The following is a 16,173-nucleotide window of genomic DNA, read 5'->3' on the forward strand; positions in this document are numbered from 1 at the left end:
TAAATCCATTTAGGAACCAAATAATTCAGTTCCTCTTGGAATACTAATTACAGTTTACTCGAAAAGCGGTAACCTGCACCACGTACGGTTTGCACTAAGCGATCGTGACCAAGCGGTGCGATAGCTTTACGTAAGCGACGAATATGAACGTCTACAGTGCGATCTTCAACGTACACGTTAGTACCCCATACGTGATCTAACAGCTGTTCACGGCTATAAACACGTTCAGGGTGTGTCATGAAGAAATGTAATAAACGAAACTCTGTTGGCCCCATATCTAACTCAGTGCCCGCAGATGTCACTCGGTGAGAAATAGGGTCTAAACGTAATCCGTGAACTTCTATCGCTTCTTCTAGCGACGTCGGCGAAACTCGGCGCATTACCGCTTTGATACGAGCCATTAGCTCTTTGGGAGAGAAAGGCTTTGTCACATAATCATCCGCACCAACCTCTAATCCTTTAACTTTGTCTTCCTCTTCACCTCTTGCCGTTAGCATGATGATTGGGATCTGACGGGTATATTCACTTTGCTTAAACTTTTTAGCAATTTGAATACCACTGCCTCCTGGCAGCATCCAGTCTAGTAGCACCATATCTGGATAAGGCTCTACCATAGCAGCAACTGCTGAATCATAGTCTTCCGCTTCAATTGCTTGAAAACCATTTTGCTCTAGTACGAACACCAACATTTCTCTGATAGGTGCTTCATCATCAACTACAAGTACTTTACGTGACATTCCCAATGTTCTCTCGTTACCGACGTTGTTGATGTCATTATTATGACTAACTGTGACATTTTTATGAAAGTGTAACGTGTAAACGCAAAACAAGCCAAAAAAATCTCTTTTTTGGCTACAAAGGGAATACCTTATTTATTTATAATCACCTGATTTTCATGGTACTTTATACTAAAACGTTGGTTTCAAAATAGTGTTTTCGAAATATGGACTAAGACCTCCAAGCTATATTTCAAAAGCGGCGCTGCAATTCACAACCAGCACGCCTTTTGTAAGTAGCTTTACGCCTTGTAAATTAGAAGTCATATCTCAATGTGACTGCCATCGTGTTGTGATCTTCGTTGTTATCCAAAGAAAATTTAGAATACCAAAGATACATACGAGCTTGTTTACTTAAACTTTTTTCCACACCTACTGAGGCTGCATTGCCAGAGTCTTTCAGCTTACCTGCAGCCCCATCCGAATCTTGATACTGGGCAAGTAAGGTATATGACTCAATCTGGTAAGCAGCACTCACCATAAAACTGTCTATTTCCTCATCGCTATCTATCGCTTCATTCTGTTGATACATACCACCGAGTTTAAAGTCCCCCAGCTTTCCTTGTACCGTCACGCGATTAATGTCTTGTCCCGCCACTTTATTATCATGGGCAACAGCAACATATACATTGGTTTTCTTGAGTTTGCTATCACCGTAACTTGCCGACAAAGATAAGCCATCTTCACCGTTTTGTTTGCTGTTGTCGTCGGCAATATAACTCACTGTAAACTGCAAATGATTAATAGCCGGAGTTGTATATTGCACGGTGTCACCAAGGCGATTTTCACCAACAAAGAACGAATTAATATCACCCGAAAAGTCATTCATTAAGTCCACTTTGCCTTGCGACTTTTTCATCGGTGTATCATCACGGCCGATCAGGAGCTGACCATAGCTACCTTTAACCCCAAGATACTGAGAGCGTGCTGTAAGATTATCACCTGACTTACCATCTTTGTCTTGATCCGTGATCTCAACTTGGAATTCATATTTATAAAAAATCTCAAGTCCTTCTTGCAGCTTTGCAGCTCCCTTTAATCCCATACGAGAATTGTAGCTTTCAATTGAAGTATCGCTGTCACCATCCTTATCAGAATTCTGTACACCGACATGAGCTCTACCGTATAGAGATACAGCTTCGTTTGCATAACTACAAACACTCATAGAGCAAAGGCTTAGAGCAACAAATGGTAGGTATTTCATTTTCATCTTTGATCACCTTGGATAGTATTTGGGCGCAGTACAACAAGGTTTGAGATGCCGAAGCCAGACGCAGAGGAGGTAGCGAACAGATCTCGTATTTTTAAAGTTAGACACTTTTAGCTGGAGATCAAGAAACTGACTCCGGGATCAGTATTTTATTAACTGCTGGGGATCATCCACGGTCAGGATCAGATTTTTACTAACAAGATCGTCCCCAAGATCATTTTCTTACTAACCTCTTACTACTTCACGCTCGATCAAGTTGGTATAAAAATGATCTAAGCGAAGCTAACTTATTGATCTGAGGTTTTGAAATATATCCACTTAGTCAAACAATGATCTTTGTTAGTAAAGATCTGATCCCTATTTACTTCGCTAGTAAAATGGCGATCCAAGTGTATTTTCACCTTGCAAGCCCTATTGAACATTGGCTTCCAATCAAGGATCAGATACAAAAAAAGCCTCTATTTCAGAGGCTTTTTGAAGTATCAAAGTGCGATGCACAATTTTACTTAGTCAAATTTTGATCCGGTAAGTTATTTCACTTTAGGATCTAACTCACCTGTTAGATATCTCAAGTGCATATCATCAAGTGAAATTGGCTTGATCTTAGCCGCTTGACCAGCTGTACCGAACGCTTCGTAGCGCGCAACACAGATCTCAGTCATCGCCTTCGTCGCTTCCGCTAAGAATTTGCGTGGATCGAAATTACTTGGGTTTTGCGCAAGGTGGCGACGAATAGCACCTGTTGATGCTAAACGTAGATCGGTATCGATATTAACTTTACGAACACCGAATTTAATACCTTCAACAATCTGCTCAACCGGTACACCGTAAGTCTCAGGAATTTCACCACCAAACTCATTAATAATTGCTAACCAGCCCTGCGGTACCGAAGACGAACCATGCATTACTAAGTGAGTATCAGGAATACGAGCGTGGATTTCTTTGATACGGTTAATTGCTAAAATATCGCCCGTTGGTGGACGAGTAAATTTATAAGCACCGTGTGATGTTCCACATGCAATAGCAAGCGCATCTACATTGGTTTTCTTGACGAAGTCTGCAGCTTCTTCCGGATCTGTCAGTAGCTGATCTTCTGTTAATTTACCTTCAGCGCCAATACCGTCTTCTTCACCAGCTTCACCAGTTTCAAGAGAACCAAGTACACCTAGTTCACCCTCAACAGACACGCCACACGCGTGCGCCATTTCAACGGTACGGCGAGTAACGTCCACATTATACTCGTAGCTTGAAGGCGTTTTACCGTCTTCCATTAGAGAGCCGTCCATCATGACTGATGAGAAACCAAGTTGAATAGAACGCTGACATACAGCAGGTGAAGTACCATGATCTTGGTGCATTACAACTGGAATATGAGGCCATTCTTCTACAGCCGCTAAAATCATGTGGCGGATAAATGGTGCACCAGCATATTTGCGTGCACCAGCAGAACCTTGCACGATAACCGGACTATTTGTCTTGTCCGCAGCTTCCATGATCGCACGCATTTGCTCTTGGTTATTCACGTTAAATGCCGGAACGCCATAACCATGCTCAGCTGCATGATCGAGAAGTTGACGCATACTGATTAAAGCCATATTGCTTTTCTCCAATTGTTGATAGCCACCGCTATCGGTTTGAACGGATAATATGTTTACACCAGCCAACGCTGATGAAGTTAACCACTTTATTTGTTGGCTAACCAGACGCTACGCGTCGTCAAGCAAACATCAAGTATGTGAGAGAGCGATGTTTACCTGATATTAAGAGGCAGCCTAGCGCTACCTCAATCAATTTTAGTCTCTAGCTCGCTGCTCAAGCATAGCGACCGCAGGAAGCGTTTTACCTTCTAAGAATTCAAGGAAAGCACCACCACCTGTAGAAATATAAGAGATATCTTGCTCAACACCATACTTATCGATAGCAGCTAACGTATCGCCACCACCAGCAATTGAGAATGCTGACGACTTAGCGATGGCATTGGCAATCGCCTCAGTACCATTACCAAATTGATCAAATTCGAATACGCCCACAGGGCCATTCCAAACAACAGTACCAGCACTCGCAATGATCTCAGCAAGCTGAGTTGCAGTATCAGGACCGATGTCAAAGATCATGTCTTCGTCTGAAACTTCGCTTACATCTTTAATAGTAGCAACTGCAGATTCTGAAAACTCATTACCTACAACCACATCAGTCGGAACAGGAATATCGCCGTCATTCGCTCTGGCAGCAGCCACTAGCTTGTTCGCTTCAGGGATCAAATCCGCTTCGTACAGTGACTTGCCAACAGGGTTACCCGCTGCAGCTATGAAAGTATTCGCGATACCGCCACCAGTCACGAGTTGATCAACAACCTTAGACAATGAATCAAGCACGGTTAGTTTGGTTGATACTTTAGAACCGCCAACGATGGCCACCAAAGGACGAGCTGGATTATCTAGTGCTTTGCCAAGCGCGTCGAGTTCAGCTGCAAGCAATGGACCTGCACAAGCTACCTCAGCGTACAAGCCAACACCATGTGTTGAAGCCTGTGCGCGGTGCGCAGTACCAAAGGCATCCATCACGTAGACATCACAAAGCGCTGCTAGTTTTTTCGCAAGTACTTCATCATCTTTCTTCTCGCCAACGTTAAAACGCACGTTTTCGAATACGATAACTTCATTGTCTTGTACATCCACGCCGTCAAGATAGTCAGTCACTAAACGTACATCTTGAGATAACGCATCATTAAGATAATCCACAACCGGCTGCATAGAGTATTGTGCATCATACTCACCCTCGGTTGGACGACCAAGGTGAGACATCACCATCACTTTAGCGCCTTTTTCTAGTGCTAATTTGATACTAGGTAGTGCAGCACGGATCCGCGCGTCCGACGCGACTTTGCCATCTTTAATTGGCACATTTAGGTCTTCGCGGATCAACACACGCTTGCCGTTTAAATCTAAATCCGCCATCTTAATGACTGACATTGGACATCTCCTTAAAGAACGATACATTTTGTTATCTACAAGGCAGCAATCGTTTGCCACCTCGGTTTAAATTATTGTTTTAATTTTGTGCAGACAATTTGATTATAACAGCGTCTGAAACAAATGATTAGCCACGCATCATCACGCAAGCGGTATCAAGCATACGATTAGCAAAACCCCACTCGTTATCACACCAAACTAGCAGCTTAACTAAGCGCTTGTGACTCACTCGAGTTTGCGTGCCATCGATAATACAAGAATGTGGATCGTGATTAAAATCAACCGACACTAACGGCTCTTCAGTGTAGCTCAGCACCCCTTCTAAACGACCACCAGCGGCCTGTTTTAGAACCGAGTTTACCGCATCAATTGTGACATTTTCATTGAGCGTAACGCTCAGATCCATCGCCGTAACATTGATTGTTGGCACTCGTACCGCGATCGCCTCAAAACGGCCTTGGAACTTAGGTAAAATACGTTCAATACCGCGAGCAAGCTTAGTATCAACAGGAATGATGGATTGACTTGCCGCCCGTGTACGTCGTAAATCACTGTGATAAGCATCAATCACTTGTTGATCATGCATAGAGGCATGAATAGTCGTAATAGCGCCGGACTCGACACCAAACTTATCGTCTAGCACTTTAATTACCGGAACAATACAGTTTGTCGTACATGAGCCGTTAGACACAATGGTGTGCTCAGGTAACAGTATCTCTTCGTTGATACCGAAGATCACTGTCGCATCAACATCAGCATCCGCGGGATGTGAAAACAGTACTTTCTTCGCCCCTGCCTGAATATGCGCAAGTGCGTGCTGACGAGAATGATAGACGCCAGTGCAATCGAGCACCACATCAACATCCAGCGCACGCCAAGGCAGGTGACTTGGATCCGGCTCTGAAAATAGCTGGATCTTATCCTCAGCTACTTCCAAAAAAGATTCTGTTAATGAAACTGGAAAAGCAAAACGCCCATGTGAGGTATCGTATTTTAGAAGATGCGCGATCCCTTTAGGATCCGCCAACTCATTGATGGCTACAATTTGTATTTCGTGGTGACGACCTGACTCATAGAGTGCTCTTACGATATTACGCCCTATTCGACCAAAGCCATTAATTGCAAGCTTGATTGTCATTAAATTGAAAATCCATGAAGTCGCAAGTACGAAAGTTCCCCTTCGTTTTGATGGCGCTATTGTAATCGACCTGAGTGAAATGTGTAAGGGGCTAGGGCAATTTTTTAACTCAAGTTAAATCCGCAATTTTACATTTACCACCAGCACAAATGGCCTGAGATTGCGCCAACAGTAGCTCCGCTGTCGCTAAAGCATCACTAAGCGCATCATGCAATTGATGAGGAGGTAAACCATAACGCATTCTACAAGCGTTTAGTGTTAATGCATCCTGCGCCAACGGATAGCCTTGCTTTAACACGCGACGCTTATCTATCTGCATGGTATCTAACAGCAAGGCAGGTCTTACGTTTAGCTCAAAGCGCTGAAATGCCGCCTTAAGAAACGCCCAATCCATCTGTACGTTATGGCATACCAACACTTTACCATGGAGCGCGCGCTGAAGCGCCAGTAACAAAGTTTGTAAGGACTCACCTTCAGCTAATCGACTACTATCAATACCGTGAAAAACTGGACTTTGTGCAAGCGTTCGCACTTCACTGTTCAAATGATACTGCGCATCTTTCACTTGGATCCGCATATTTTTAATTGGCAACCAACCAGCCGACACAATTTCATGGCGCTTAGGGTCAAGCCCGGTGAGTTCAAGGTCTAGCACCACCAACTCGGCTTGCGCAAACGGCAAATGTTTATAGCGCCACTTAGCAACTGAGTGAGAAAACCAGTTCATTGCTTATAAACTCCCTCGAGCAAACTTAAACGCACTCGCCTGCTGTGCTTGTTTTACTAAATAAAATGCTTCTTTGAGCTGATGGCGTTCAAGAGAAGAGAGGTTTTCTGGGTTTATACAGTTTCCTGGTAATCCTTCACGGTTGATTTGGGTCTTTAACCGCAACTGTGTTAAGAATCGCCAACAGTCTTTTAGATTGTCGATATCCGACTTAGCAAGCAATGGGCTTTTAGTCAGTGCCTCTAGGCGCTCTAAAGTGTTAGCTCTTGCAACTCCAACCTTTAGCGCATACAACCTAACCACATCATTGATAATGGCAACCCCACGCTTTTTCAGATCTAAATACTTATGTTTGCTCTTGTCTTTTTCCAGCTTAAATTGTTGAAAGATCCCGATCGGTACCGAATTTGCGTTGATGTCTGTCGCCATTGCCGCATAAAACAGCTCGTTTCGACTGATCTGATCCAAAGATTGGCGAAGAGTTGCATAGAGATCGCTGGCGCCATCAATAAAACGCATATCAAAGTAGATCTTGCAATTAAGCATCGCTTTTGGTGTAGGAGACAAGATCCACTTGCTAAATTTGGCGGTCCACTGGGCAACTGTGCCACGGCAATCGGCATTACTGGCCATGATATTTCCTGGGCAAGATTGAATGCCGCACTCGTTGAGTTGCTCACAGACAAACGCGCCTAAAGCAGCAAAGTAACGACGATCGTTTTCGCTGATATTGTCTGGTAGCAACAAACCATTGTCTTGATCTGAATGTAAGGTCTGCTCTTCTCGTGCCTGAGAGCCAAAACAGATCCACGCAAAGCGACATGGCGCGGCACCGTGCTGCTGTTGATATAAATAGATTAATCTTGATGTTAGCGCATCAGTGAGGCCACTTAGTAGCTTGCCAATCAGTGAAATATCTTCAATATGATAGGAAAATTGACGCAATAGATCCGGGATCTCCTGAGCGCAGTTTTTGATAGCCAGAAGATTTTGTGCTTTATAGATCCTGCCAATAAGTTGTACCGGATCACTTTTTTGCTGTCTCAGCAGATCGGTGCTGGTCAGCATGCCCAGTGGTTTATATGCTTCATTTAACACTGGCAAATGATGAATATTGTGCTTAAGCATTAAATGCAGGGCCGAAAACACACGATTGTTTTCAAAGATATGCTTTGGCTTTTCCGTCATGATCTCAGCAAGTGGAGCGCTAGGATCTTTGTCTTGCGCTAGAACTCGATTACGCAGATCTCTATCCGTCACAACGCCAACCAAGCGCGCTTGCTCCGTGACCATAATTGATGAAACACGATGCTGGCTCATCAATTTGGCAGCTTCACGAATACTTGCTGTCGGCGCGATAGTAACCGCGTCTTTAGTCATTAGCTCAGATATTTTCCGTTCTGACCAAGTTTCGCTTTGCTGTTTATAACGAGAAGAAAGTAGTCGGTTAGCGTGTGCTCTAACAAAGTATTGCTCAAAAGGTTTGTATTCTCGGCGCAAAAAATCAAAGTTCTGCTCATTGAGAATGTAAACCAAGCCATCTTTTTGAACTTCGATGCGATTTTGAATGGCATCACCGGTTAATAAAGAAGGATAACCAAAGTAGTCTCCCTCACTCATACGACCAATGACTTCGTCTTTAGCAGAGATCAGATCAACCACACCAGAGCGCAGCAGATATAGATTTGGCTTGCCATCTTGAAGCCAATCTTGTTGATTCGCCTGGCTAAGGTAAACAATTTCGATGTGCTTTGAAAAGTAGCTGGCAGCCGCTTCGGGTAATTCAGAAAACGGGGCTTGTTTATAAACAAACTGAAAGACATCTTGAATTTCTGGCGTCATACCTAACTGTCCTTTTAATCGTCTACAATTTTGCACTATCAAAAACAAATTTGCCCAGCACGCTGGCTGGGCAAATTCGATTAGTATTGCTTAGTGTGCGTGAGCAGCGCTAGATCCTTTAGGGTTACGGATCCCATCAACCATCACTTTAACTTCTTCAGGTGTATCCGCGGTTACCTTCATAACCAGTGCAGCTACAACGAAGTTCACTAGCATACCTACAATACCGATCCCTTCAGGAGAAATCCCAAACAACCAGTTTGCAGGAGCATTTAGCTCAGGGCTGACAAACTTAAAGTAAATAATATAAGCCGCAGTGAAACCAATACCCGTTACCATGCCGGCAATCGCACCTTCTTTATTCATTCGCTTAGAGAATATCCCCATGATAATTGCAGGGAAGAAACTCGCCGCAGCCAACCCGAAGGCAAATGCAACCACCGAGGCGACAAACCCAGGTGGGTTTATACCAAAGTACGCCGAGATTGCGATAGCGACCATCGCTGCTAAGCGTGCCGCCAGCAATTCTTGTTTATCGTTGATATCCGGCTTAATGGTACGCTTCAACAAATCATGTGATACCGATGTTGAAATAACCAGTAGCAAACCTGCGGTTGTCGATAGCGCCGCAGCAATACCACCTGCAGCGACCAATGCAATCACCCACGCAGGCAGATTCGCAATTTCTGGATTCGCCAATACCATAATATCGCGGTCAATCTTCACTTCGTTTGCACTTGCAGGATCATCAATCTTGCCCGCAGAGTACTGCATTTTGCCGTCACCATTCTTATCATTGAATACGATAAGGCCCGTTCTTTCCCAGTTTTTCACCCACTGTGGTGCTTCTTCATATACCGTGCCACTACCATCTTTACCGTTGATAGTATCGATCATGTTTACGCGAGCGAATGACGCAACAGCAGGTGCCGTTGTATATACGATAGCGATAAACACTAAGGTCCAAGCGGCTGAAATACGAGTGTCTTTTACTCTAGGAACGGTGAAGAAGCGAACGATTACATGAGGCAGACCAGCAGTACCAACCATAAGTGCAGCGGTAATAGCGAACACATCAACCATACTCTTAGAGCCTTCAGTGTACTGCGCAAAGCCGAGTTCGGTACTGAGTCCATCTAGCTTGTCGAGTAGATAGGTGCCCGAGCCATCAGCCAACGTTGCACCAAAACCGGTTTGTGGTAGTAAATGGCCCGTCATCATCAGTGAGATGAAAATAGCAGGAACTAAGTAAGCAAAGACAAGTACACAATATTGAGCGACCTGTGTATAAGTGATCCCCTTCATACCACCAAGTACCGCGTAGAAGAATACAATCACCATTCCGATGTAAACGCCCGTTTCGATATCCACTTCGAGGAAACGAGAAAACACCACACCAACACCACGCATTTGGCCAGCAATATAGGTAAAACAGATGAAGATAGCACACAGGATCGCAACCACACGTGCAACCTGAGAATAGTAACGATCACCGATAAAATCTGGTACCGTGAACTTACCAAATTTACGCAAATAAGGTGCTAAACACAGGGCAAGTAATACATAACCGCCGGTCCACCCCATAAGGTAAACACCGCCGTCGTAACCAGCGAAGGAAATAATCCCCGCCATTGAAATAAAGGACGCTGCACTCATCCAATCTGCAGCAGTTGCCATACCGTTTGCAACAGGAGGCACACCGCCGCCAGCAACATAGAATTCATTCGTGGACCCAGCTCTCGCCCAGATAGCGATACCGATATAAAGCGCAAAACTAAGGCCGACGATAATAAAAGTTAAAATTTGAACATCCATCGATTAGCTCCTCACTCATCCACGCCGTATTTTTTATCTAACGCATTCATTTTTGAAACGTAGACAAAAATTAACGCAACAAAGGTATAAATTGCGCCTTGCTGAGAAAACCAAAATCCGAGTTTAAATCCAAAAAAACGAACTTCGTTGAGCACATCAACTAACAGGATGCCAAATCCAAATGAAACGACAAACCAAATAGCGAGTAGCTTAAACATCAAGGCGAGATTTTCTGACCAATATGCTTTCGCTTGTTCTTCACTTTTAAAAGCCATTTTAAATCTCCTATCACCCGCTCCAACATGGAGCAAGTTGTGTTAATAGACCTTAATGAGAGTAGCAACGGCTTGGTAAGTTGAAATTGAGACCTTAGTCGTAACGGCAAATTAACGTTTACGTAAACTGTAGATGCGTGGTATTCATTAGAATTAAAAAGTCTTTATAAACAAATAGATAAGTAAAAACAGGTTGGATGAAGATGTATTTTCAATGAGTGGATACGACAGTAAGACATTAGTCTAACTTGAATGGTGAATGAACCTCTTTACTTACCGAAGAAAACTCTAACACTTTGATTTTAAGACATATGTAATACTCAAATAAAATTATAGAGTAAACTAGACTATGGGTGCCATTTGTTTGCTAAAGTATGACGATATAAATAATAAAACCTATAACAAACACTATGACTGCCATTTTACTCCTCGTTGCCGCTGCTTATATTGGTGTACTTTTTTGGCTCGCCAACTGGGGAGATAAAACCACCCCTCGCGCACTCAAAATTAGTCATCATCCGTTTGTTTATGCCTTTTCCTTAGGAATTTATTGTACCTCGTGGACTTACTACGGCTCGGTAGGTACTGCGGCCACCAGTAGCTGGCATTACTTCCCTATTCTCTTGGGGCCCATTTTACTGTTTTTGTTCGGTCAGGGTTTTTTACGCAAACTCATATTGGTTAGTAAAAAACAGAATATCACCACCATTGCCGACTTCATTTCAGCACGATACGGTAAACGCCAAACTACGGCCGTCATGGTAACGATGATAGCCCTATTGGCAACCATTCCATATATTGCGCTCCAGCTCAAAGCCTTGAGTAGTAGCTTTTTGTTATTACAGCAGGATGAGCAAGTGTCTGGCACTGCGCTCGCATTAGCTGGTACCTTGATCATGGCATTATTTGCGATTTTCTTTGGCACTAGAAAGGTAGATGTGACTGAGTATCGCTCAGGGTTGATGTTAGCTGTTGCTTTTGAATCTATCGTTAAGCTACTCGCACTCGGTATTGTTGCCGTGCTTGCATGGCAATCTTTAGCTCAAGTTCCAGACTCATTTGAAGCATTGAGCGAACATTGGCAATCTTTTGACTTCTTTAACTTCAACTTCGTTGGACAAACGCTTATGGCAGCGGCTGCCATCGTCTGTTTGCCCCGACAATTTCATGTTGTGGTGGTAGATAACCACAACACTTCACACTTAAAAACCGCACGCTGGGCATTTACGCTTTACCTGTTATTGATAGCTGCCATGATCATCCCAATCGCTACCGCCGCTATCCACCCCGATATTGGCTATGGTGCGGCACCGGATAGTTTCGTACTCGCTTTACCTATCATGATGGAGCATCCGATCCTCGCTACATTTGTATTTATCGGCGGTTTATCAGCGGCAACGGCCATGATAGTCGTTGCGACTCTCACACTTAGCACCATGTTATCAAACGATGTGGTATTGCCCTTGTTGTTCAAGCGTAAATTTAAGAAGAACATTCTAAACAGCAGTTTTAAGAGCCAAATACTCTTAGTTCGACGCTTTGTTATCGCCGCAATCTTATTACTTTCATATATGTACCAGCAATGGTTTGGTCATGGTGAAGCACTCGCGAATATGGGCTTAGTCGCCTTCTCATTGGTGACTCAGCTATTACCTGCGATTGTCGGTGGACTTTACTGGCGTAAAGGCCATGCGTATGGCGTATATGCGGGGCTCATCGCGGGTTTTATCTGCTGGATGCTATTTCTTATGTTTCCAATCCTGGAAGCTGGTGGATTACTTGATTATGAAATGCGCCAGACCCTTATCACCCGAGGAACTTTACTGGCACTGCTCGCCAACATTAGTTGCTATATTAGCTTTTCTATCGGTGCACAGGAGCGCCTAATCGACCGTATTCAGGCCGCGGCATTCGTAAATCCTAAAGATCAGGCTGCTCTCTCTAAACGCTTGAATAAACAAGTTCGCGCTACCGTGTATGACTTTAAAGTGCTGCTACAAACCTTCTTGGGGGTTCAGCGCAGTCAGCAACTGCTTGGGCATTATGCTCAAAATAATATTTTAGAAGATAATGACGCATACCCAGCCCCTGAATTTATCTCATTCTGCGAGCGCGCACTCACGGGGGTGCTCGGTGCTTCATCTGCCCAAGCTCTGATCCGTACCGTGTCATCGGGTCGCCAAATGGCATTTGAAGAGGTGGTTAACTTTTTTGATGAAACCACACAAGCACTACAGTTCAACCAAAACCTACTTTATACCTCATTAGAAAATCTAAGCCATGGGATTTCGGTTGTTGATAAAGATCTAAAACTGGTTGCATGGAACAGGCGTTATCACGAGATGTTCGCCTACCCAGACGGTTTCTTAGAAGTAGGACAACCGATAGAGGAAGTGATCCGCTTTAACGCCGAGCGCGGTGAGTGCGGTCCTGGAGAAATTGATAAACACGTCGATAAACGAGTTCAACATCTAAAAAATGGCACCCCTCACCACTTTATTCGCCACCGTCGTAATGGCCAAGTATTTGAGATGACGGGAAACCCGCTGCCTGAAGGCGGGTTTGTGACGAGTTTTTCAGATATCACCACGCATATTGCGACGCAAAACGCACTGGAAGAAATCAATATGGATCTAGAGAACCGTATTGAAGCCAGAACCCAAGAGATCCGCACCATTAATATGGATCTTAAAGCGGAAATAGCCAATCGTCACGAAACAGAGCAGGCACTAATGGCCGCTAAAAAAGAAGCAGAACAAGCAAATGAGAGTAAAACTCGCTTCTTAGCACTTGCCAGTCATGATATTTTGCAGCCACTCAATGCCGCACGCCTATACTTAGCAGCGATTGATACCCACAATTTAATAAGTAAAGATCAGGGTAACTTTGAAAAACTCACCGATAGCCTAGACTCTACCGTACATCTGATGAGTGCACTTTTAGATATTGCAAAACTAGAGCAAGGTGCAATGAAGCCCACCCCTAGGCATTTCAACATTGACGATATCTTACTACCACTGGCAAATGAGTATGCCATCATTTCAAAAGAGAAAGGTCTCGAACTTAAGGTGAGAAGCTCCCACAGTATTGTGCACAGCGACACCACTTACCTACGCCGGATCATTCAAAATCTGGTTTCCAATGCCGTTAAATATACCGACAGTGGCAAAGTGCTCATCGCCTGTCGACGCCGTAAACATAGTTTGAGGCTTGAAGTATGGGATACCGGTCCTGGTATTTCAAACCATGAGCAAAATAAGATATTTAACGATTTTTATCGTATTCAAGCGGGTGATAATAAAGGTATTGGGCTTGGGCTTGGTGTTGTAAAACGTCTATGCGATCTTTTATCCATCACAATTTCAGTGAATTCAGTTGTCAATCAAGGTAGCCGCTTTGCCATAGACATACCCTATGGCAATGTGGATTTACTCCAGGTAAAAGAAGATATTAGCCAGAAACCGCAAAGTAAAACTCAACTTAATGTCATCGCGGTTGATGATGACCCGAAAAATCTAGAAGCCATGGCGAGCCTGCTAGATAAATGGCATTGCTACTATCAGCTGTTTTACAAAGTAGAAGACGCGCTTGCTTACGCAAAACATAATCCCGCACCAGATGTTATTTTAATGGATTACCAACTTAACGATAACTGTGATGGGATATCTTTGATCAAATCGCTGCGCAGCGTGTGGCAAGATACGGTTCCAGCTATTTTAATCACCGCCGTGAGGGATGAAGAAGTAAAAGTCGCCGCTAAAAGTGAGCAGATCCATTACCTGTCTAAGCCAGTAAAACCGGCAAAACTCAAAGCTCTGCTCAACCATGGGCGATGAGCACACAAACAGTTGCTGAATACGATAGCAATCGCAAAGTTTTTTGTCGGTAAGCATTTATCTCACTGCCAATTCGCAGTATTCTGAAAGTTCGCTTAGACGAATTGGAATGAGGAAATGAGTTACATACTAACAACTGAGTGTAAAGATGACATAGGACTGATCGCGAAGATCACTAGCCTTTGTCATGAGCACGACCTAAACATCACGCGCAATAATGAGTTTGTAGATAAAGAAGGACAGCGCTTCTTTATGCGTACAGAGCTCACAGGCACACCCAGTGATAACTTTCTGGCACAACTTCGTCAGTCATTACCAACTGGCGCCAAGTTAAACCTATACGGGCAAGAACGAACAAAAGTAGTGCTACTTGCGACGAAAGAAGCGCACTGCTTAGGCGGTGTGTTGCTTAAACAATACGAACAAGCATTCAATATTGAAGTACAAGCAGTTATCGCAAACTATGATACGTTGGAGCCCCTTGTTAAAGGCTTTGGTATTCCTTTTCATCTAGTATCACATGAAGGGCTGAGTAGAGCTGAACACGACATTGCAATGGCCGATTTAATCGAACAATATGATCCTGATATTGTTGGCTTGGCAAAGTATATGCGGATCTTAACACCGGAATTTGTCTCACGCTTTGACGGAAAAATTATCAATATTCACCACTCATTCTTACCTGCCTTTATCGGTGCAAAACCTTACCATCAGGCATTTGAGCGTGGTGTAAAAATTATCGGAGCAACAGCTCACTTTGTTAATGATGAATTAGATGAAGGGCCTATCATTGCCCAAAATGTCACGCAAGTTAGCCATGCTCAAAATGCTGAAGAAATGGCAAAAATCGGTAGAGACATTGAAAAAACAGTATTTTGTAACGCGTTACAATTAGCCTGCGAGCATAAGCTTTTCATTAACGGCAATAAAACCGTCGTCTTTTCATAATCAAGTTCAGAATCGCAGTTTAGCAACTTAGGAAATGAACGCATGGATGCGTGAAGAAGAGAGACTCCCACAGTGCGGTGTACCTGATGATGGGAGCGATTTCACCTCGTGAGGTTTCTATATCCCAAACAACATAAAACCCGTCGCATTGCTGCAACGGGTTTTATTATACATGGGTGTTCCATACTATTTTTGGGTCGAAATTTTCATTGCAAACCATCGGCGGGTGAACCACCCCCTACCATATTGCGCTGTGCTGATACTGTGGTGGGAGCGAGTTTACCTCGCGAGGTTTTCTATACCCCAAACAGCAAAAAACCCGTCGCATTACTGCAACGGGTTTCTCTTATTTGGCCCTGGCTCGCTACGAAGTAGGATGTTCTACTTTCACATGGGTAATCCACACTATCATTGACCGGGGCTGACCCTTCGGCTGTTTTGTTTCACTTCTGAGTTTGGGTGACGAGAAACTGAAGCACCGCTTCGCAGTTCGAGGAAGTGAGCGCAAGGACACGCGAAGGGGAGATACTACATGGAAGTACTTTACCCCAAACAGAAAAAAACCCGTCGCATTGCTGCAACGGGTTTCTCTTATTTGGCCCTGGCGATGTTCTACTTTCACATGGGTAATCCA

General features: G+C 43.9%; 11 protein-coding genes. 2 read left to right on the plus strand and 9 right to left on the minus strand.

The genetic code is table 11. From position 1 onward, the window contains the following. Positions 1-47 precede the first annotated feature (47 nt). From phoB to NO992_RS22420, 9 genes are all read right to left on the minus strand, one after another. Positions 48-737 carry a phosphate regulon transcriptional regulator PhoB gene (gene phoB / locus NO992_RS22380; RefSeq protein ID WP_010378755.1) on the minus strand — a complete coding sequence of 230 codons (690 nt, stop codon included), beginning with the start codon at positions 735-737 and terminating at the stop codon, positions 48-50. 295 nt (positions 738-1,032) lie between these two features. Beyond that, positions 1,033-1,986, minus strand: a complete 954-nt coding sequence (locus NO992_RS22385) for a porin (RefSeq protein ID WP_253107758.1) — start codon at positions 1,984-1,986, stop codon at positions 1,033-1,035. Positions 1,987-2,516: 530 nt separating this feature from the next. Beyond that, positions 2,517-3,581, minus strand: coding sequence for a class II fructose-bisphosphate aldolase (gene fba, locus NO992_RS22390; RefSeq protein ID WP_371380572.1), 1,065 nt, complete (start codon positions 3,579-3,581; stop codon positions 2,517-2,519). 198 nt (positions 3,582-3,779) lie between these two features. Next, positions 3,780-4,958 (minus strand): phosphoglycerate kinase, encoded by a 1,179-nt coding sequence (locus tag NO992_RS22395; protein ID WP_010378747.1) that lies wholly within the window; start codon positions 4,956-4,958, stop codon positions 3,780-3,782. A 127-nt stretch (positions 4,959-5,085) separates the two neighbouring features. After that, the gene (epd, locus tag NO992_RS22400) at positions 5,086-6,096 is read right to left on the minus strand and encodes an erythrose-4-phosphate dehydrogenase (RefSeq protein ID WP_010607557.1); all 1,011 of its coding nucleotides are present in this window, start codon (positions 6,094-6,096) and stop codon (positions 5,086-5,088) included. Between the two features lie 109 nt (positions 6,097-6,205). After that, complete coding sequence (locus tag NO992_RS22405; RefSeq protein ID WP_010378743.1) at positions 6,206-6,823, minus strand: 3'-5' exonuclease; 618 nt, start codon at positions 6,821-6,823, stop codon at positions 6,206-6,208. Positions 6,824-6,826: 3 nt separating this feature from the next. After that, positions 6,827-8,665 (minus strand): DUF294 nucleotidyltransferase-like domain-containing protein, encoded by a 1,839-nt coding sequence (locus NO992_RS22410; RefSeq protein WP_349198312.1) that lies wholly within the window; start codon positions 8,663-8,665, stop codon positions 6,827-6,829. Between the two features lie 90 nt (positions 8,666-8,755). After that, positions 8,756-10,480 (minus strand): sodium:solute symporter family protein, encoded by a 1,725-nt coding sequence (locus tag NO992_RS22415; RefSeq protein WP_017216580.1) that lies wholly within the window; start codon positions 10,478-10,480, stop codon positions 8,756-8,758. Positions 10,481-10,491: 11 nt separating this feature from the next. Then, positions 10,492-10,755 carry a DUF4212 domain-containing protein gene (locus NO992_RS22420; RefSeq protein WP_010607553.1) on the minus strand — a complete coding sequence of 88 codons (264 nt, stop codon included), beginning with the start codon at positions 10,753-10,755 and terminating at the stop codon, positions 10,492-10,494. A 410-nt stretch (positions 10,756-11,165) separates the two neighbouring features. Here NO992_RS22420 and NO992_RS22425 point away from each other — a divergent pair, with 410 nt between their 5' ends. Both NO992_RS22425 and purU read left to right on the plus strand, forming a co-directional pair. After that, positions 11,166-14,591: a PAS-domain containing protein gene (locus NO992_RS22425; RefSeq protein WP_371380576.1), complete on the plus strand. Its 3,426-nt coding sequence runs from the start codon at positions 11,166-11,168 to the stop codon at positions 14,589-14,591. 117 nt (positions 14,592-14,708) lie between these two features. Then, positions 14,709-15,539 carry a formyltetrahydrofolate deformylase gene (gene purU / locus NO992_RS22430; protein ID WP_371380578.1) on the plus strand — a complete coding sequence of 277 codons (831 nt, stop codon included), beginning with the start codon at positions 14,709-14,711 and terminating at the stop codon, positions 15,537-15,539. Positions 15,540-16,173: the final 634 nt, after the last annotated feature.

The organism is Pseudoalteromonas sp. DY56-GL79 (assembly GCF_041414765.1).
GTDB classification, from domain to species: domain Bacteria; phylum Pseudomonadota; class Gammaproteobacteria; order Enterobacterales; family Alteromonadaceae; genus Pseudoalteromonas; species Pseudoalteromonas piscicida.